17 protein-coding genes and 1 other RNA gene are annotated in these 16,351 nt (G+C 60.6%); 11 read left to right on the forward strand and 7 right to left on the reverse strand.

Going from position 1 to position 16,351, the window contains the following annotated elements:
- The first annotated feature begins 33 nt into the window (after positions 1-33).
- From mtnP to AC6H1L_RS03800, 8 genes are all read left to right on the forward strand, one after another.
- Positions 34-906 (forward strand): S-methyl-5'-thioadenosine phosphorylase, encoded by an 873-nt coding sequence (mtnP, locus tag AC6H1L_RS03765; RefSeq protein WP_497601503.1) that lies wholly within the window; start codon positions 34-36, stop codon positions 904-906.
- Between the two features lie 321 nt (positions 907-1,227).
- Positions 1,228-1,327: signal recognition particle sRNA small type (gene ffs / locus AC6H1L_RS03770), an RNA gene on the forward strand.
- A 331-nt stretch (positions 1,328-1,658) separates the two neighbouring features.
- A complete protein-coding gene (gene dnaX / locus AC6H1L_RS03775) occupies positions 1,659-3,899 on the forward strand; it encodes a DNA polymerase III subunit gamma/tau (protein ID WP_497600211.1) in 2,241 nt (746 codons plus the stop codon).
- Positions 3,900-3,911: 12 nt separating this feature from the next.
- Positions 3,912-4,208: a YbaB/EbfC family nucleoid-associated protein gene (locus AC6H1L_RS03780; protein ID WP_497600212.1), complete on the forward strand. Its 297-nt coding sequence runs from the start codon at positions 3,912-3,914 to the stop codon at positions 4,206-4,208.
- A 3-nt stretch (positions 4,209-4,211) separates the two neighbouring features.
- Positions 4,212-4,838 (forward strand): recombination mediator RecR, encoded by a 627-nt coding sequence (gene recR / locus AC6H1L_RS03785; RefSeq protein ID WP_497600213.1) that lies wholly within the window; start codon positions 4,212-4,214, stop codon positions 4,836-4,838.
- 345 nt (positions 4,839-5,183) lie between these two features.
- Positions 5,184-6,296, forward strand: coding sequence for a recombinase RecA (recA, locus tag AC6H1L_RS03790; RefSeq protein ID WP_497601504.1), 1,113 nt, complete (start codon positions 5,184-5,186; stop codon positions 6,294-6,296).
- Positions 6,297-6,794: 498 nt separating this feature from the next.
- Positions 6,795-7,556, forward strand: coding sequence for a glucose 1-dehydrogenase (locus AC6H1L_RS03795; RefSeq protein ID WP_497600214.1), 762 nt, complete (start codon positions 6,795-6,797; stop codon positions 7,554-7,556).
- Entirely contained in the window at positions 7,553-7,951 is a 399-nt protein-coding gene (locus AC6H1L_RS03800; protein ID WP_497600215.1) for a hypothetical protein, read from the forward strand. Before AC6H1L_RS03795 ends, AC6H1L_RS03800 begins: the two co-directional genes overlap by 4 nt.
- 176 nt (positions 7,952-8,127) lie before the next feature.
- Here AC6H1L_RS03800 and AC6H1L_RS03805 read toward each other — a convergent pair whose 3' ends face one another.
- From AC6H1L_RS03805 to AC6H1L_RS03835, 7 genes are all read right to left on the reverse strand, one after another.
- Positions 8,128-8,301, reverse strand: coding sequence for a hypothetical protein (locus AC6H1L_RS03805; RefSeq protein ID WP_497600216.1), 174 nt, complete (start codon positions 8,299-8,301; stop codon positions 8,128-8,130).
- 117 nt (positions 8,302-8,418) lie between these two features.
- Complete coding sequence (locus AC6H1L_RS03810) at positions 8,419-9,450, reverse strand: zinc-binding dehydrogenase (protein WP_497600217.1); 1,032 nt, start codon at positions 9,448-9,450, stop codon at positions 8,419-8,421.
- Between the two features lie 388 nt (positions 9,451-9,838).
- A complete protein-coding gene (locus AC6H1L_RS03815; RefSeq protein ID WP_497600218.1) occupies positions 9,839-10,684 on the reverse strand; it encodes a sulfite exporter TauE/SafE family protein in 846 nt (281 codons plus the stop codon).
- Between the two features lie 80 nt (positions 10,685-10,764).
- Complete coding sequence (locus AC6H1L_RS03820; RefSeq protein ID WP_497600219.1) at positions 10,765-11,277, reverse strand: hypothetical protein; 513 nt, start codon at positions 11,275-11,277, stop codon at positions 10,765-10,767.
- Positions 11,278-11,355: 78 nt separating this feature from the next.
- A complete protein-coding gene (gene sat, locus AC6H1L_RS03825; protein WP_497600220.1) occupies positions 11,356-12,540 on the reverse strand; it encodes a sulfate adenylyltransferase in 1,185 nt (394 codons plus the stop codon).
- 139 nt (positions 12,541-12,679) lie between these two features.
- On the reverse strand, positions 12,680-13,276 hold the full coding sequence (cysC, locus tag AC6H1L_RS03830) for an adenylyl-sulfate kinase (RefSeq protein ID WP_497600221.1): 597 nt from the start codon (positions 13,274-13,276) through the stop codon (positions 12,680-12,682).
- Positions 13,277-13,456: 180 nt separating this feature from the next.
- On the reverse strand, positions 13,457-14,455 hold the full coding sequence (locus AC6H1L_RS03835) for a hypothetical protein (protein WP_497600222.1): 999 nt from the start codon (positions 14,453-14,455) through the stop codon (positions 13,457-13,459).
- A 509-nt stretch (positions 14,456-14,964) separates the two neighbouring features.
- On the opposite strand from AC6H1L_RS03835, the gene AC6H1L_RS03840 reads away from it, so the two are divergent.
- From AC6H1L_RS03840 to AC6H1L_RS03850, 3 genes are all read left to right on the forward strand, one after another.
- Positions 14,965-15,210, forward strand: a complete 246-nt coding sequence (locus tag AC6H1L_RS03840) for a hypothetical protein (protein WP_497600223.1) — start codon at positions 14,965-14,967, stop codon at positions 15,208-15,210.
- 400 nt (positions 15,211-15,610) lie between these two features.
- Positions 15,611-15,754, forward strand: a complete 144-nt coding sequence (locus AC6H1L_RS03845; RefSeq protein ID WP_497600224.1) for a hypothetical protein — start codon at positions 15,611-15,613, stop codon at positions 15,752-15,754.
- Positions 15,755-15,888: 134 nt separating this feature from the next.
- Positions 15,889-16,110, forward strand: a complete 222-nt coding sequence (locus AC6H1L_RS03850) for a hypothetical protein (RefSeq protein ID WP_497600225.1) — start codon at positions 15,889-15,891, stop codon at positions 16,108-16,110.
- Positions 16,111-16,351 lie beyond the last annotated feature (241 nt).

A 16,351-nucleotide genomic window follows, 5' to 3' on the forward strand; every position in this document is an offset into this window, starting at 1 on the left:
ACAATTTCTGCCAGCAAGGAGGATGTGATCGCTATGCCTCAGGCAACTATTGGGGTGATTGGCGGAAGCGGCCTCTATCGTATGGAGGGGATGACTGACCTGGAAGAGGTGGCTGTGGAGACGCCCTTTGGCGCTCCCAGCGATGTGATTACGATTGGGAAGCTGGAAGGGGTTCCCGTGGCTTTTTTGCCGCGCCACGGACGAGGCCATCGCCTGAGTCCCACAGAGATTCCGGTACGCGCCAATATCTGGGCCTTGAAGAGCCTGGGCGTGCAATGGGTAGTCTCGGTCAGTGCAGTCGGCAGCCTGCGCGAGGATATCGCCCCGCGCGATTTGGTCATTCCTAACCAGTTGTTCGATCGCACGAAGAGCCGCGTGAATTCCTTTTTCGAAGGCGGCCTGGTGGTTCACTGCACCTTTGCTGAGCCGTTCTGTCCTACGTTGAGCCGGCTGCTGCTGGAAACGGCCCGCGAGCTGGGCGATGTGCGCGTTCACGAGGGCGGAACCTATGTCTGTATCGAAGGTCCGCTCTTTTCAACGAAGGCCGAGTCGCTGGCTTACCGCAGTTGGGGCATGGATATTATCGGCATGACAGCCCTGCCAGAGGCCAAGCTTGCCCGTGAGGCGGAGCTGTGCTATGCTACTCTGGCCTGTGTGACCGACTATGACTGCTGGCATGAGAGCGAGGAGTCGGTTTCGGTTGAGCTGGTAGTCCAGAATCTGAATGCTAACGTGACTAATGCTCAGCGCATCCTGCGGCGCCTGGTTAGCAAGATTCCTGCCGATCGCAGCACGGTGAATTGTGGTTGTTCCCAGGCGCTGGCCTCCGCTATCATCACTGATCGCACGGTGATCCCTGAGACGGTGCGCGAGAAATACCGCCTGTTGATCGAGAAGTACTTGTAGCCAGCCTATAAGCGATTCTGCCGGAGCGCTTGCCTGCTCGCCTGTCTTGCGCCAGCTTGCTCTTCTGACGGCACAGGCCGCGCTCCGCTTCGCCCCTCTCCAGACTAGGACCTTCGCCCCGGCTGGGGTCTTTTGGGGAAGAGATGAGCGGAGCAGGGCGGAGAGCCAAGACCGCCCGTCAGCCGCCGCCGCTTCCAATCAATCTTGACAAGACACCTGGGACAGGTGTACAATAAGCCCTGGTCCGCGAAGGCAGATCCTGCAAGAGAGAACGAGCGGTAAGGAGCAGACCGGTTTTCTCCCCGCCCTGCCGCTCGGCGCAATTGGGTCCTGCGCGGCAGATGTCTGTGAACCCCGCCAGGTCCGTGAGGAAGCAACGGTAAATGGACCTCTCTGGGCGTCGCAGGGTTGCCTGATTGCGCTGAGCGGCAGGGCCGGGCGAAAGCCGGTTTTCTGTCTCTGTCTATCTAGCTCGCTCGCGTCCCTGTCTGCCTCAGAAGCGCACCGCTCGCTTGTAAGCGTTTTGACGCGCTCTGTCCTGTCCCACGCTCGGCGGCACAGTAGGCACCGCTCTGCGGCACGCTGCTCTTGCCGGCGCGACGCGCAGGCCTATGCGATTCCTTCAGGCGCGCCAGCTACCTGGTCCCTGCCGTGCTGGCCAGGGCGGTTAGCGTGAGAGAGTCGCCTTATCTCGCCTCCTGCCCGTCCGCTAGCCTTGCAGTCAGCCAAAAGGCGAGCGAGAGTGCATCCCTATGAGTTCACAGGCTCTTTATCGCAAGTGGCGTTCACAAACCTTTGAGCAGATGGTCGGCCAAGAGGCCGTCGTTGAGACGCTGAAAAATGCGCTCAGCAGCGGCAAGCTGGCGCATGCCTATCTGTTCACCGGTCCGCGTGGCACTGGCAAAACGACTACCGCCCGCCTGCTTGCGAAAACCATTAATTGCCAGCAGCCTCGCAATGGCGAGCCTTGTAATGAGTGCCAACAGTGCCGCGAGATTACTGCCGGCACTTCTTTCGATGTGATCGAGATCGACGCGGCCTCAAATCGCGGCATCGATAATATCCGCGAGCTGCGCGAGAAGGTCATGGTGCGCCCTACCTCCGGCAAGTATAAGGTCTATGTCCTCGATGAGGCCCACATGCTGACGACAGAGGCCTTTAATGCTCTGTTGAAGACGCTGGAGGAGCCGCCTGAGCACGCGATCTTTGTGCTGGCTACGACCGATATGCATAAGATGCCAGCTACCGTGATCTCGCGCTGCCAGTGCTTTTATTTCAAGCGCTTTACAACGCGGCAGATCGTGGATCACTTGCACTATATCGCCAGCCAGGAAGGGGTGACGCTGGAGCCAGGGGCGGCCGAGTTGATCGCCCGTGCCGCCGCTGGGGGCATGCGCGACGCGCTCAGTTTGCTGGACCAGGCGATCGCTTACTCAGGCGAGCGGGTCACGTTGGCCCAGGTTCAGGCCATGCTAGGAGTGGCTGACCCGCGCGCTATTGAGAAGCTGGTCCAGGCGGTGGCCGCGGGCGAGAGCGCGGCCGGCTTGCATTTGATCCATCAGTTGGCTGAGGAGGGGGCCGATTTACGCCAGGTTAATGCCCAGTTGGTGGAGTTCTGGCGCGCTCTGATGCTGGCCCGCGCGGGGGCCTCGTTGGCCGAGATTCTCGATCGCAGCGACGAGGAGATCCGGCAGATCCAGGAGCTGGCACGCCTTTTCTCTCTAGAGGAGTTGACAGGCTTTGCCCGTATTTGTGCTCAGAACGAGCTGCTTCAGAAGGGCCTGGGCACGCCTCAATTGGCCCTGGAGCTGGCCTTTTTGGAGTGCCTGGAGCTACGTCGTCGTGTCCAGGCCGGCGGGACACCGCTGCCCGCCGGCAGCCCAATTTGGCAGGGTGCTAGCGCTCCCGTCGCTCCTTCGGCTGCTCAGCCAGCGCCTCCCTCTCCTGCTGCAGGACGCGGCGAGGAGACCCCCGACGTGGCCAGCGCTCTGCGCCCGTTCTTGCCACCGTCGCGGTCAGCGGCTGCCTCGCCCGCTCGCGGCCATGTTGCTGAGCCTGGCTCCGCTACTGCTCCTGCCCATGCTGGTACTATAGGAACAGCCGGCGCCGCAGGGGCCACGACTTCCAGCTCCACGGCTATGCCTTCCTCCGCCGTTTCTCGTTCCCACGCTGGCAGTGCTGGCAATCGTCCCGCTTCCCGCGCTGCCTCAGCCGCCTCTCCTTCCGCCGGCGGTACGTTGACGCTCCAGCAGGTGCAACAGTCGTGGGAGATTATTCGGCGCCGCGTAAGCCAGAAAAATCCGAAAGCTGCCTCCTGCCTTCAGGATTTCCGCGTTGTCGCTGTGGAACAACATAACGGCCTGCCGGTCGTTGTTATACAGGCCGGGCATCAACCCCACTACGATTTTCTGAGCCAGGGAAACCGCCACAAGCCAGTCGAACAGGCCCTGGAGCTGCAATTTAGTATGAAGTGCCTGGTACGCCTGTTACCGCCTGGCCAGCCGCCTGGCGCCCCGCTTTTTGGTCGCGCCATCCTCCGGCGCGATCCCTCGGCCCCTGCGACCAGTAGCCCTGGCCCGGCCAGCGCGCCAGGTGGGGAACCTCTTGCCGGAAAAGCCCCTGATGCTGCGAGCGTCTCGGGCAGCGCGCAGACCGAGACTGATGAGGCCACCTCCCCCCTTGCCAGAAATGGCAGCGTGACAGAAAATGATAGAGACGACAGGTCTGGGGTAGCGGCGCCACCTGCCGAGCAGCAGGAGCCAGCGACCCAGCCACCCGCTGAGCCTCCAGTTTCCCAGCGGTCCTTAGCTGCCGCCGAACACCAGGGCGAACCCGCCGCTTCAGCGGCCAGCGAGTCGCAGGACCGGAGGAGCGGCCCTTTGCCTCCTCCGGCAGAGCTGCGCGAGAAGGCAAGCAGTGATCCGAGAGTGCAAGAGGTCATCAAAACCTTTAATGCGGAGATCGTCGACATCGACATCGAAAAAAGCGAGTGAGGAGCTTCTCTCATGAACATGCGAGAAATCATGAAGGCCCAGCAGCGCCTTCAGAAATTACAGGAGGAACTGGAGCAGAGTCAGTTTAGTGGGAGCGCGGGAGGTGGCGCTGTCACCATCACCATGAAGGGGAACTATGAGATTACTGCCATCAAAATTGATCCCGAGGCGGTGAACCCCGAGGACATTGGCGAGTTGGAGGCAATGCTGCTGGCGGCGGCTAAGGACGCCTTTAGCAAGGTGGTCGAGGCCCAACAGAAAATGGTCAACTCTATTACCGGTGGCCTGAAGATTCCAGGATTGTTCTAGGACATGAGCGAGCTGGCTCCCCCCGTTGCGGCCTTGATCGAGGAGTTTTCAAAATTGCCTGGCATCGGCGTCAAGACCGCCCAGCGCTTGACCTTCCATGTGCTGCGCAGCCCAGCCGAGCAGGCCCGCCGCCTGGCTGAGGCTATTCTCCGTGTGAAGGAGAGCATCATCTACTGCTCACGCTGCTTCAATATCACAGAGCACGATCCGTGCAGCATCTGCGAAGACCCTCAGCGCGATCGCCACGTCGTCTGTGTGGTTGAAGAGCCGCTGGATGTCCTGGCGCTGGAACGCACCGGCGCCTACAAGGGCCTCTACCATGTGCTTCATGGGGCACTTTCCCCCTTAGAAGGGATCGGGCCTGACAATTTGCGCATCAAAGAGCTGCTTGAACGCGTCAGACACGAGGAGATTCACGAGATCGTGCTAGCAACCAACCCAAACTTTGAAGGCGAGTACACGGCCAATTACCTCGTCTCTCGTCTCAAGGAGCTGAAGCCAGAGCTGGCCCCGCGCCAGTTGAAGATCACCAGCCTGGCCCGCGGTTTGCCCATCGGCGGCGACTTGGAATATGCCGATGAGGGCACCTTGCGCCGCTCGATCGAGGGACGCCTTGATCTCGGCGCCTGAAGCCGGCAGCGGAGCGGGCCAGACTTTCCGCCACGCTCGCCTGTTGACTTTCTTTGACAGATGTTCTACACTCATGCTGACCTTGCTCCTTTTAGCTTGTCAGGGCCGAACACTAGCGGATGACGGCACAGATGAGCAAATCAGCACAACAGCAGAGCTGCGGGAGAGCGCCCGGACTGAAGAGAGAGGGAAGTCGTGTCTTCCGCTTTCTGATCCTCACGAGGGAAGAGATTCTGTGAGAGCGAGTACAGCAGGAGGTCATCCGATGCTGCCCGCGATTACCTCTCACGTGGCAGGGGCATCGGTTCGCTTGTGGTTGGATACAGCACGAAAGGTGGCACTATGATGACCAGGAAAGAGAAGATGAGCATCGCTTCGGGCACCAATAGCAGCGCCCCGGCCAGTGAGCGGGAGCGCGCGCTTGAACAGGCTGTTCAGCAAATCGAGCGCCGCTTTGGTAAGGGGGCGATTATGCGTCTGGGCGAGGCAGCTCACGCTCAGGTGGAGGCGATCCCGACAGGGTCGATCGCCCTGGATCTGGCGATCGGCGTGGGCGGCGTGCCTCGCGGTCGTATCACGGAAATCTATGGCCCGGAGTCCTCTGGGAAAACTACGCTTTGCTTGCATATTATTGCAAATGCTCAGCGCGCCGGCGGCTACGCGGCTTTTATCGACGCTGAGCACTCGCTTGACCCGGCTTACGCTGCGCGCTGTGGAGTGGATATCGCTAATCTGTTGATCTCCCAGCCGGATTCGGGCGAACAGGCGCTGGAGATTCTTGATGCGCTGGTACGCAGTGGGGCCGTCGATGTGGTCGTGGTGGATTCGGTGGCCGCTTTGACCCCTCGCGCCGAAATTGAGGGCGAAATGGGAGATTCTCATGTCGGCCTCCAGGCCCGTCTGATGAGCCAGGCTATGCGCAAGTTGACGTCGGCTATCACTAATTCCAATGCGGCGATTATCTTTACGAACCAGTTGCGCGAGAAGGTCGGGGTGATGTTCGGTAATCCTGAGACCACTTCCGGTGGCCGCGCGCTGAAGTTCTATGCTTCCGTCCGCCTGGATATTCGTTCAACCGATACGATTAAGGTGGGCCAGGAGGTGGTCGGTCGCCGGACGCGCGTGCGCGTGGTGAAGAATAAGGTGGCTCCTCCCTTTAAGGTGGCTGAGTTCGATATTATGTATAGCGAGGGTATTTCTCGCGAGGGCGGCTTGCTCGACCTTGGCCTGGAAATGGGCCTGGTGAAGAAGAGCGGCGCTTGGTTCACGGTGGGCGATATCCGCCTCGGCCAGGGACGCGAGAATGCCAAGGAGTTCCTTCGCCAGAATACGGATGTGGCCCAGGCTCTGGAGGAGCAGATTCGCAGCAATATGCTTTCGTTCCGCGGCGGCGAGGCCGAGCCATTGGAGGATGGCCATGTCGATGAGCCACCTCCAGAGGCCCTGGAGGAGATTTGAGCCTCTCCTCTCTCTGCTCTAAGCTCAACCAGGCAGGCCGGCAGAGAGGTCGAGCGAGCGAGAGGTCGAGCGAGCCGCTCGCTGGCTGGTCAGTCACGCTTGCCGGCGGTTCAGCCCGCTAGAGAGCCGCAATCGCAGGGGCCGCCACCGAACGGAACAGGAGGCAACTGCTGGCACCCAGCTCGCTTAGACTGCCCGGCTAGAGCGCCGGTGCTGTTTGCCAACTCTGCTCTAACCAGTTAGCTCGCTGGTTCTTCGCTTCATCTGGTGCGGGCGGCGAAGGGGGTCGGGCCGCCCGCTTTTTGTTGCTTTTCGCCAGCCGCAGGCGGCTTCGTTCCTTTGTCTTTGCTGGCTGCTTGCTTTCTGCCATCGGGTCTCTTCCGCTTGTCTGGCTGGTCCTGTTCTTATGTCTTTGCTTGCCCGCTCACTGCAAGGGCGAGTGAGGTGAGCAAATCAGTCCGTCCATCCGTCCGAATGTTCCTACGACAAGGAGGCTGTATGGGACAGGTTCGCTTCGACTTTAGTGGTGAGGTGGCGCTGATTACCGGCGGCTCTCGTGGCCTTGGTCTGGAGATCGCTGAGGCTTTCGGACAGGCCGGCGCCACGGTGATCATTACTGCCCGGCGCGAGCAGTGGCTTGCGGAGGCGGAGCGTCACTTGAAGGAACAGGGGATCACTGTCTATGCTCAGCTCTGCAATGTGGCCGAGGCAGAGGCAGTTGAGGCTTTGGTACGCCAAAGCCTGGCGCTCTACGGCAAGATCGATGTGCTGGTCAATAACGCCGGCCAAACGTGGGGCGCACCTGCCGAGGAAATGCCCCTAGAACGCTGGCGCCAGGTGCTGGAGACTAATGTGACCGGAACCTTTCTGATGTCTCAGGCGGTGGGCCGCCATATGCTGGAGCGCCAAAAAGGCTCGATCATTAATGTGGCCTCGATCGCCGGGCTGAGCGGCGAACAGTTGCGAACGGTGGGCTATAACGCCAGCAAAGCAGCCGTGATTAATCTGACGCGCTCCCTGGCTGTGGAGTGGAGCGGTCGCGGCGTGCGCGTGAACGCTGTGGCCCCAGGCATGTTTCGCACACGGATGACGGAGGCGGTGCTGGAACGGGCTGAGAGCTATATCGCGAGTACCACCCCAATGGGCCGTATTGGCCGCCCGGGTGAGCTGGCGCCAACGGTGCTCTTCCTGGCTTCCGAGGCTGCCAGTTATATCACTGGCCAGGTACTGGCCGTTGACGGAGGACGCAGCGCTCAGTGAGTGAGGAGCTGATTCTGCCTACCCTCCGCTGGCTACCCGAAGCAGCTTGCTGGCAGCCGTTCCGTGGTCTTCAGCCCTGCGATTGGCCTCCCGAGGTGGAGCCGCAGCGCCTCCCCCACCCGAGCTACACGGTTGGTACGCGCGTGTATTTCGAGTACGCTGGCCCCCGCCCTTGGGAGGGCGTCATCCAGTTGATTGAGCTGCCCGGCGGTCATTATCAGCCCTGGGAGGATGTCTATACGCTGATCGCGCGCCGCTATTACCGGCCTGAAGCCATCGTCTATCTGATCCAGGCCCGCGGTCATCTGCGTCTGGTGCGGGCCCCGCGCATCGTTGGCCTCTCAACGGGGAGCGATCTGCGCCCTTTGCTGGAGCATGGCTATGAGGAATTTTGAGCAGTAATAGTGCTGGTACTATGCTCACTACCGCTGTGAGCCTCCAGGCGCGGGCAGCCCACCTTTCTCCGACTGGGCCGCCCGCCTGTTGTGCTGCCGGCCAGGCTTCCTCAGCCGACGCGCTCGTGTGCCGGCTGGCTGCGCCTGGCTGAGTGAGCAGGCCGGGCCGGCGGCCCTTAGCTCTCCTGCTCACCCAGCAGGCGACGCACGATGAGAAAGGTAATCACGGCACTAATGACTGTGACTGCCAGGACCAGGATGATGGTCAGCCGCTGGTCCTGCTGCTCCTCCTCTGGCTGATCAACGATCTCGATGGGGCTGCTGCTCGCCTCACCGGTTGTCTGCGTCATAACACTGCTCCCTTCTGCACTGCTTTCTGGCCTCTGGCCCGGTTAGGCCATCCATAGTCTGGCCGCCACTGGACAGAGGAACTCTCTCACTGTTGCTTGCAGCGCATGTCTCCCGCCCTAGTCATTGGGGAGAATAATGAGCTTGCCAAATTGCTGGCGCTCTTCCATAAGGCGCTGAGCCTCGGCGATGGCACTCAACGGATAGGTACCATGCACTACTGGCTTGAGCTGACCGCGTGCCACCAGCTTGAGCACCTCGGCCAGGTCGTGCCGCGTGCCTCCGTAGGAGCCGATGAGCGCAATCTCCTTGACGAAAAGCAGCCATACATTTGTTGGAGCTACATCGCCGCTCGTTGAGCCGCAGGTTACCAGGCGCCCCTTACGGGCCAGGCAGGCGATGTCTTGTTCCCAAGTATCCTTGCCAATATGATCCACCACGACATCGACGCCTCGCTTATTGGTCAGGCGGCGGACCTCTTGCACCAGATCAGTAGTGCGATAGTTAATGACTTCGTCAGCGCCTAGGGCGCGCGCCCGCTCCAATTTCTCGTCTGTGCCCGCGGTGGCTATGACCCGCGCTCCGCAGAGTTTGGCAATCTGGATGGCCGCGCTGCCAACACCACTGCCAGCAGCCTGAACAAGTACATCCTGGCCCGGCTGCAATGGCGCCCGTGTGGTGAGCATATGCCAGGCGGTAATCGTCGAGAGGGTCACCGCTGCGGCCGAGACAAAGTCCAGGCCCTCCGGCAAAGGCACAATGCTGGAGGCGGGAACGCGCACATACTCGGCAAAGCCTCCCTGGCTGGCCAGTCCTATGATGTCGCCGTTGAGACAGAGGACCTCCTCACCCGAGCGACAATATTCACAGCGGCCACAGAAGAGGTACGGCGCCACTGCCACCCGCTGACCTACGCTCAGCCCACTGACCGCATCTCCCAGGGCGTCAATCTCGCCGGCGATCTCTGATCCACAAATATGCGGCATGGGGGCCACTTTGGTTCTCCCACGGCGCGAGTGCAGGTCAAGATGGTTCATACCGCAGGCGCGGACTTTGACGATCACATCCTGGGGACCGGGCACCGGATAGGGGACTTCTTCGATCTGCAGAACTTCCAGGCCACCGGTTTGGTGAAAGACTGCGGCTTTCATGCTGCCTCCCATTGGCAAGAGATGGGTATCTTCTGCGTATGCAAGCTATGATGTATTGTACCTCATTCTCTTGCTTTCGCCCAGATTGTACGCATCTGGTAATGCTCGCTCGGCCAGTCTCAACGACGGCGCTCTACTCTACAGGGCTGTCGCCGCGCAGCCCTTCCAGGCCCCGCCAGCGCTCAGACAGGCCAGCCAGATAGAGAAAGAGGAGGCGCTGACGCCTGGTTGACCGCTCGGCTGTCCTGCTGCTGCCTCGGCTGGTCGCTTTGCCCCGGCAGCAGCAGGACAGTCAGCGCAGCGCCACCTCCCTTGAGTGCTTCAGGCCCTTGGCCCGCAATGGCTGATATGGCCGATACAGGGCAGAGACAAGGAGCAGTGCCGGGTTTTAGATGAGCTTTAAGCCCGAGACTGCAAGGACTACGGCAAGGACAGGGTTGAGTACTTGATCTGGGATGAATTTGCTGAGTTTGCTGCCAATGTAGACGCCTGGCAGCGAGCCGAGCAGGAGCAGACCGACGATGCTCCAGTTGATTGAGCCGGAGCTGAGATAGCCCACCATGCCGGCCAGCAGTAGGAGAAAGGCCTGAAAGATGTCGGTGCCAACGAGCTTCTTAGGCCCTAGTTCGGGATAAAGAAAGGCCAGGGTGACGATGATCAGGGTGCCGCTGCCAACAGAGGTGAGGCCTACCAGGAAGCCGACAAAGGCCCCAGCGATGATCAGAAGCACTCTGCGGTACCAGGACGGGCTTCCTCCTTCGCCAGCCTCTCCAGCTTGCCCTTCTCCTCCAGCTCCCGCTGCTGCCGCAAGAGCCGCCTTTTTGCGCTCGCGTGCTCGCCGCTCCGCGTAGCGCAGCAGGTAGGGACGCGCTAGTAACAGGACAGCAACCAGGACCAGCGTGTAGCCAATGGCATGGAGCAGAATGGTGTTAATTAGATGACCGTAGTGGGCGCGAATATACTGCACGAGAAAGACGCTGACCAGGATGGCCGGCACGCTGCCGCAGGCCAGCCAGAAGGCAGCGCGAAAGTCAATTTGACGCTGACGCGCATGGATGATGGTGCCAAAACCTTTGGTGATGGCTGAGTAGGTCACGTCCGAGGTAACAGCCCATAATGGGGGAACCCGGAAGAGCAGGATCATAATAGGGGCCAGGAGCGACCCTCCCCCCATGCCGGTGAGGCCGATAAGGAAGCCTACCATCAGCCCTGCAAGCGATATACGAAAATCCATCAATATACCTCCCACACTGGTAACTCGACCAACGCTCGATACCACAGATACCCTGACTGGTAGTCTGCTCCCGTCGGTGCTTAGCCCTGTCCGTCAGCCAGGCCCGGCGTCTGCATACCAGCGATATTCTGTAGTGTTGTCCCTTTGTCTTCTCGACCGATCAACCTGGCTGCATATGGCGCGATACGCCGTGCTTCCTCATAGCAGATGAGCAGCGGCATAGCCAGGGGAAGCAGCGAGAAGAGCGCTAGCGGTAGCAGCACCTGGCGACTCTCCGACTGCTCCAGTGGAGCCTTGCCCCATCTTCGGCGCTGGGCCAGGATCAGCAGAGCATAGATCAGCAGGGCGCCTTCATTGAGGGCCACCCCAAGAAAGAAGCTCCCGCAGCCTGGTGCCAGGCCGCCATGTCTGCCCCAATGCCATCCTGCTCTCCAGCCCAGAAGCCAGAGGCCGGCCCCGGCGTAGCCTCCCGCAGCCAATCCCAGCTCACTGAGGATGAGCGGGGCACCGTGGACGGCCATCTCTATGGTCAGAAAGCGCCGCAGCGATGGCAGTTTGCCACTTTTGCCCGCGCTGAATCTCGCTGCTGACATACCTCCTCCTCTTTTCAGACTGCTTAGCTGCGCCCCCCTCCGAAGCGCGCCTGCCCTGGGGCTTGCGGCAGCTCTGCCTCAGAGAGAGGCCCTTTCGTTGCTCCTCTCGCGCATGGCTTCGATCAGAATGCGCGCCACCTCTGGCCGTGTGAATTCGCGCGGCGGCATCTCACCGGCGCGCAGCATTTGACGCACCTTTGTGCCGCTGAGAATGACATGCTGGCTGCTATCGTGGGGACAGGTCTTTGTCGAGGCCATGCCTTCGCAGGCACGACAGTAGAAGGTATGGTCGAAGAAGAGCGGCGTGATTTCGAGCTGCTTCGCATCAAATTCGGCAAAGATGTAGTGGGCGTCGTAGGTCCCATAGTAGTTGCCGACCCCGGCATGATCACGCCCGACAATGAAGTGGGAACAGCCATAGTTCTTGCGCAGAATGGCGTGAAAGACCGCTTCGCGCGGACCCGCATAGCGCATGGCCGCCGGCAACACCCCCAGGATCACGCGATCGGCAGGATAATAGTGCTCCAGCAGCACTTCGTAGCAGCGCATGCGCACCGCGGCAGGAATGTCATCGTCCTTGGTGGCGCCGACCAGGGGATGCAAATAGAGACCATCGACAATTTCCAGGGCGCATTTCTGAATGTATTCATGGGCGCGATGAACAGGATTGCGCGTCTGGAAGCCAACGACGCGCCGCCAGCCACGTTCCTGGAAGAGGCGCCGCGCCTGCTGCGGCGTGTAGCGATAAGCGGCGAAGGTCTGCTCCGGCAAGGTCAGGACCCGTACGCGGCCGCCCAGCAAGACATCGCCTTGCTGATAGAGGGCCTTGACCCCGGGATGGGCTGCGTCTTCGGTGCGGTAGACGCGCCGCGCTTCCCGCTGCTTGTCATAGTGATACTTCTCCTCTACGGTCAGTACAGCCTGCAGCACTCCACGCCCATCGACAAGCGCCACGTCGCTGCCCTCTCTGAGCGTGGCCGCCCGATCGGCATCGGTGGCCAATGTGATGGGGATGGTCCAGGGAAGGCCATTGCTGAGGTGCATCTCTTCGACCACACTCTCATAGTCGGCGCGCGTCATGAAGCCGCGCAGAGGACTATAGGCGCCCACCGCGAGCATCTCCAGGTCTGCCAGCTCGCGTATTCCAACGGGCACCTGCGGCAAATGACGCGCGTGCTCGCTCAGCTCCTGCCGCTGGCCCTCATCAACGAGATTGATGACCAGCTCCCCGCCATGTGGGGCAATCAATCCATCCTCTGACATCTGCTTTCTCTCTCCTTGTGCTCTCCCAACGCTAATTGTTCTTCTAGCCGGCCTGGCCTGGCCCCGCCTTTCGCTTTCTCGCTCACCGCGAGCAGGCTGGGCCAGGAACTGGCTCGAGGCCCGAGAGCGCCGCTCGGGATCAGGAGGCCAGGCTCTCGCCAGGGCGCCCCGCTGGAACTGCTTCTTCTACAAAGTCTGGTTCGAGATAGCCTAGCTCGACCAGCTTGGCAAAGATACGCGCCACGCTCTGCTCGGGCGTCTCGCGATCCGTTTCGATGACCAGCTCGGGCCGTTCGGGTTCTTCGTAGGGATCATCTACCCCGGTGAAGTTCTTGATCTTGCCTTCATCGACGAGGCGATAGAGACCTTTAACATCGCGGGCCCGACAGACCTCTAACGGACATTTGACGTAGACTTCGACAAAGCGTCCGATCTCGCGCCGGGCCCATTCGCGCGCCTCGCGATAGGGGGAAATGGCCGCCGAAATGCAGATCACACCGTTGCGCGTGAGCAGCTTGCATACAAAGGCAATGCGCTTAATATTGGTGTCGCGGTCTTCGCGACTAAAGCCCAATCCCTTGCTCAGATGGGTGCGTACCTCGTCACCATCCAGGACCTCGACGTTGCGCCCGCGCGCGCGTAAGCGTTGCTCGACAGCGCGGGCCAGGGTGCTTTTGCCGGCGCCCGATAACCCGGTAAACCAGAGCGTAAAGCCGCTATTACCGTGCGTTGCCATGAACCTCTGCTTTCTCCTTCTGCTTTTGCTTTTTCTTTTTATGCTTATTGTTGACAGCTTGACAGCCGGGTCAGAGCGGGAATGGTCACGGTAAGGAGAGCGGCAGGGTGGAGACGCATGTCAGCCACAGCCCCGCCCCGCCAGCAAGCCGATCCCCTCGACCAGGCTCAGGCGAGACCATTACGATTGGAGGCTCGCCACGCTTAGCGACGGCTCTTGCTCGTGAGCGACCTCTTGCAGTACCAGAGCCTCGTAGAGGCGCCACTCTGGGTCGAATTGGATAGCGGTGAGCTCAGCGCTACCAGTGCTGCCCGAGCGCAGCACGACGCGCGAGGCTTTGCCATCGACCAGCACCCATGTCTGAGAGCGCGGGTCATAGCTGCAGTCCTGCAGCCAGTCGGTGCCGGCTTCAACCACCGCTTCGATGGTGGCCTTGCTCTTCGGATCAGATAGCCGTGCCAGCAGCGCCCGCCCACCAACGGTATCCGCGACGGTAAAATGCTCGTTGTCGAGAATGCGCACGGAGTGAGGATGATCCAGTCCTTCCAGGACTGGCCACCATTCGCCGCTCTCACGGTCGATGGCAATCACCATTCCTTGATGGAAGAGCGAGGCCAGCATGGCCCCGGAGGGATGCTCAGCTACCGCGTTGACATGGGTCGTCTGGCTGAGGGTGCCGTACTTCTCCTGACGATGGTCGCGCGTCTTGTCAAGCTGCCGGAGGACCCCCGTAGGGGTATGGGTGAAGCCGTGATCGGTTGCCCACCATTGCCAGAGGACTTCACCCGCACGGCTGACTTCTAGTACAAGGTCAAGGCCCGTGCTGGCTACTACATAGCCACGCGCGCTGCGTGAGATGGAATGGAGCGCATTGAAGAGAGGCAGCGAGATGACGTCTCGGCGCAGCTCGCGCAGCAAAGGATCAACTTCGTGAATGCTGGTGGCGGTGGTCACGAGAATCCCCCGGTCGGAGGGCACCATGCCCGCCGCCATGCTGAGCGGCAGCGTGCGCTCAATCGCTCCATCAACCACCAGACAGAGCAGGCCGCCCAGGTCTTCGTTAGGCTTCTGCAGGCTGCCACGTACCGTCAGTGGACAGGCTAGCTGCTGGCCCGTGTCAGCCCAATGCTTTTTCAGCGTCGAGTGCTTGGTCGAGATGCAACTGACGAGCAGATTCATAACCGTGCTTTTCCACCTTTTCCAGTCTGACCTTGCTGAGCTCTGCCTCGCTCTCAAGGTCGATGTGAACATGATGTCATGACGACCGATCATACAAGGGACCTGGCCCCCACCCTCAGCCAGCGATCAGGTCAGCCTCCCCACAGAGGCGCAAAGGGGACCGAACCCTTGCCCGGCTCGGCTTGGCCCGGCCCGGTCCGGTCCCCTGGCGCCATCGCCGCACGCACGCTTTCTTCTTCCTCCCCGCCTTTTACGCTGTTCGCTTTGTTGATTTTGTCTATCAACAATGTCGAGTACTTCTGTTGTTACTATACTACTGTAGAGGATCGGGCCTTGTCAACCCTGGGGAAGTCGGAGCCGTCTGGCAGCGCGAGACGGCGGACGTGGTGAGGCCCCTTGACGCCGCGTTGGCCTCGCGCTATCATCGGAGAGGTTATCAGACAGGTATGAGGAAAAAATCAACAGACCATCAAAAGATTGCAAAAGATCGGCAGGCATAGAGATAGCATATGTTGAACAAGCTACGGGGTCGCAATCTGGCTCATCCCGGCTGCCTCGTGGGGACAACGCTCGGACTTACTATTGGCCTGATCCTGGCAGCGATCTTAGCAGCCAGCTTCAACGTCAATATTAATGTAGACCTGGCCATCTGGTTCGGCCTGACCGTAGTACTCGGGGGAATAGGCTGGATTATCGGAGATCGTCTTTCCTCGCGCTTCCCAGCTCTGGAAGAAGAGCAGCCGCCGCAGACCTGAGATGGCTAGCTGGTCCCTCTCACTCGTCGCTTCCCATACCGGGCCTTCTGAGGAGGGCGAGGGCAGGCCGCAACAGCGCCAGCCCTGGATCATTTCATCGATAATCTCGCTGACGGCGGTGCTGACCAGGCCAGGACGGCAGAGAGAGGGGCTGGTCTACAGAGAGAGGCAATCAGACAGGCATGCAGGCAGCCAGGCGAGCCATCCAAGCTGCCAGCCTTTTGCCAGGCTGGCAGAGAGACTGGCACTGGCCGGCGTTTTGTGGTATAGTTGTTTCTAACTACAAGGATTTCTCGGTTCCACTTCGCCGCCTTTGACAAGGGGTCAGGCAGTGGACCGTCTTCCTTGTCAGCGCAGTATGCTGAGCAAAGCCGCTCCAGCGCTCGGGCAATGACGCACAGTGCGTATCGTCGTTGACCGGCTCCGTATCACCGTGGTACCTCTCGCTGTGGTTCCTGGTGGCTGGTATCGTGGTGGCCACCGTGGCGGCTCCTCTGATGGCTACCGTGGCGGCTTCCCCGGCCTCTTCACCACGCGCTGCTGACCACCGATACGGGTCCGTTCCTTTCTGTTCACCAGAGCCGTTTCTACTGCTGCTTTTGAGCAACTTTTCCCCTGAAGCAAGAAACGATGCGTAGCAGTGACGTGTCTGCCCGACACGGTCCAGGAGGACAAGCGATGCCGAAGAATGAGTTTCATCAGCCCGTTTCTGTGGATTCTGCCCCCAGGGGCAGCCGCTGCGAATGGTGCGGTGAGCCGGCGGAGCGGCAGCTCACAGCCATCGGCGGTCTCTATCACAACGATGGCGGCCTCTTCTGTCGTCCCTGTGGTGAGAAGTTTATCCAGGCGGTGCTTAACTCGCTGCAGCTCCCCGGTCAGCTAGGCCTGAGCGCTCGCTAGCGGGTTAGCGAGCAGGTCAGGCCGGCCTTGCATGCATCCCACCAACCACTCTGTCCCTGCCCTGATCTGCCTGCATCCAGTCTGTCCACTGGTCATACGCGCCTAGCAGAGTAGCTTGCAGCAGGTAGGGCAAACCACACTCAGCGGAATTCCTTACCCGTCTTCTTCTTCGTTGACTGACCTCCAACAGACGCAAAGAGGACGCGCCTGGCAGCCACTAAAGCCGGCGCGTCCTTGTGCG

This window comes from Thermogemmatispora argillosa (assembly GCF_059696725.1).

Bases quoted from the DNA above. Each gene is read 5' to 3' on its own strand.
- AC6H1L_RS03810 (WP_497600217.1), bottom strand. From the start codon at position 9,450: ATGAAAGCCGCAGTCTTTCACCAAACCGGTGGCCTGGAAGTTCTGCAG.
- recA (WP_497601504.1), top strand. From the start codon at position 5,184: ATGACCAGGAAAGAGAAGATGAGCATCGCTTCGGGCACCAATAGCAGC.
- AC6H1L_RS03840 (WP_497600223.1), top strand. From the start codon at position 14,965: ATGTTGAACAAGCTACGGGGTCGCAATCTGGCTCATCCCGGCTGCCTC.
- dnaX (WP_497600211.1), top strand. From the start codon at position 1,659: ATGAGTTCACAGGCTCTTTATCGCAAGTGGCGTTCACAAACCTTTGAG.
- AC6H1L_RS03805 (WP_497600216.1), bottom strand. From the start codon at position 8,301: ATGACGCAGACAACCGGTGAGGCGAGCAGCAGCCCCATCGAGATCGTT.
- AC6H1L_RS03780 (WP_497600212.1), top strand. From the start codon at position 3,912: ATGAACATGCGAGAAATCATGAAGGCCCAGCAGCGCCTTCAGAAATTA.
- recR (WP_497600213.1), top strand. From the start codon at position 4,212: ATGAGCGAGCTGGCTCCCCCCGTTGCGGCCTTGATCGAGGAGTTTTCA.
- AC6H1L_RS03820 (WP_497600219.1), bottom strand. From the start codon at position 11,277: ATGTCAGCAGCGAGATTCAGCGCGGGCAAAAGTGGCAAACTGCCATCG.
- AC6H1L_RS03815 (WP_497600218.1), bottom strand. From the start codon at position 10,684: ATGGATTTTCGTATATCGCTTGCAGGGCTGATGGTAGGCTTCCTTATC.
- AC6H1L_RS03835 (WP_497600222.1), bottom strand. From the start codon at position 14,455: ATGAATCTGCTCGTCAGTTGCATCTCGACCAAGCACTCGACGCTGAAA.
- sat (WP_497600220.1), bottom strand. From the start codon at position 12,540: ATGTCAGAGGATGGATTGATTGCCCCACATGGCGGGGAGCTGGTCATC.
- mtnP (WP_497601503.1), top strand. From the start codon at position 34: ATGCCTCAGGCAACTATTGGGGTGATTGGCGGAAGCGGCCTCTATCGT.
- AC6H1L_RS03795 (WP_497600214.1), top strand. From the start codon at position 6,795: ATGGGACAGGTTCGCTTCGACTTTAGTGGTGAGGTGGCGCTGATTACC.
- cysC (WP_497600221.1), bottom strand. From the start codon at position 13,276: ATGGCAACGCACGGTAATAGCGGCTTTACGCTCTGGTTTACCGGGTTA.
- AC6H1L_RS03850 (WP_497600225.1), top strand. From the start codon at position 15,889: ATGCCGAAGAATGAGTTTCATCAGCCCGTTTCTGTGGATTCTGCCCCC.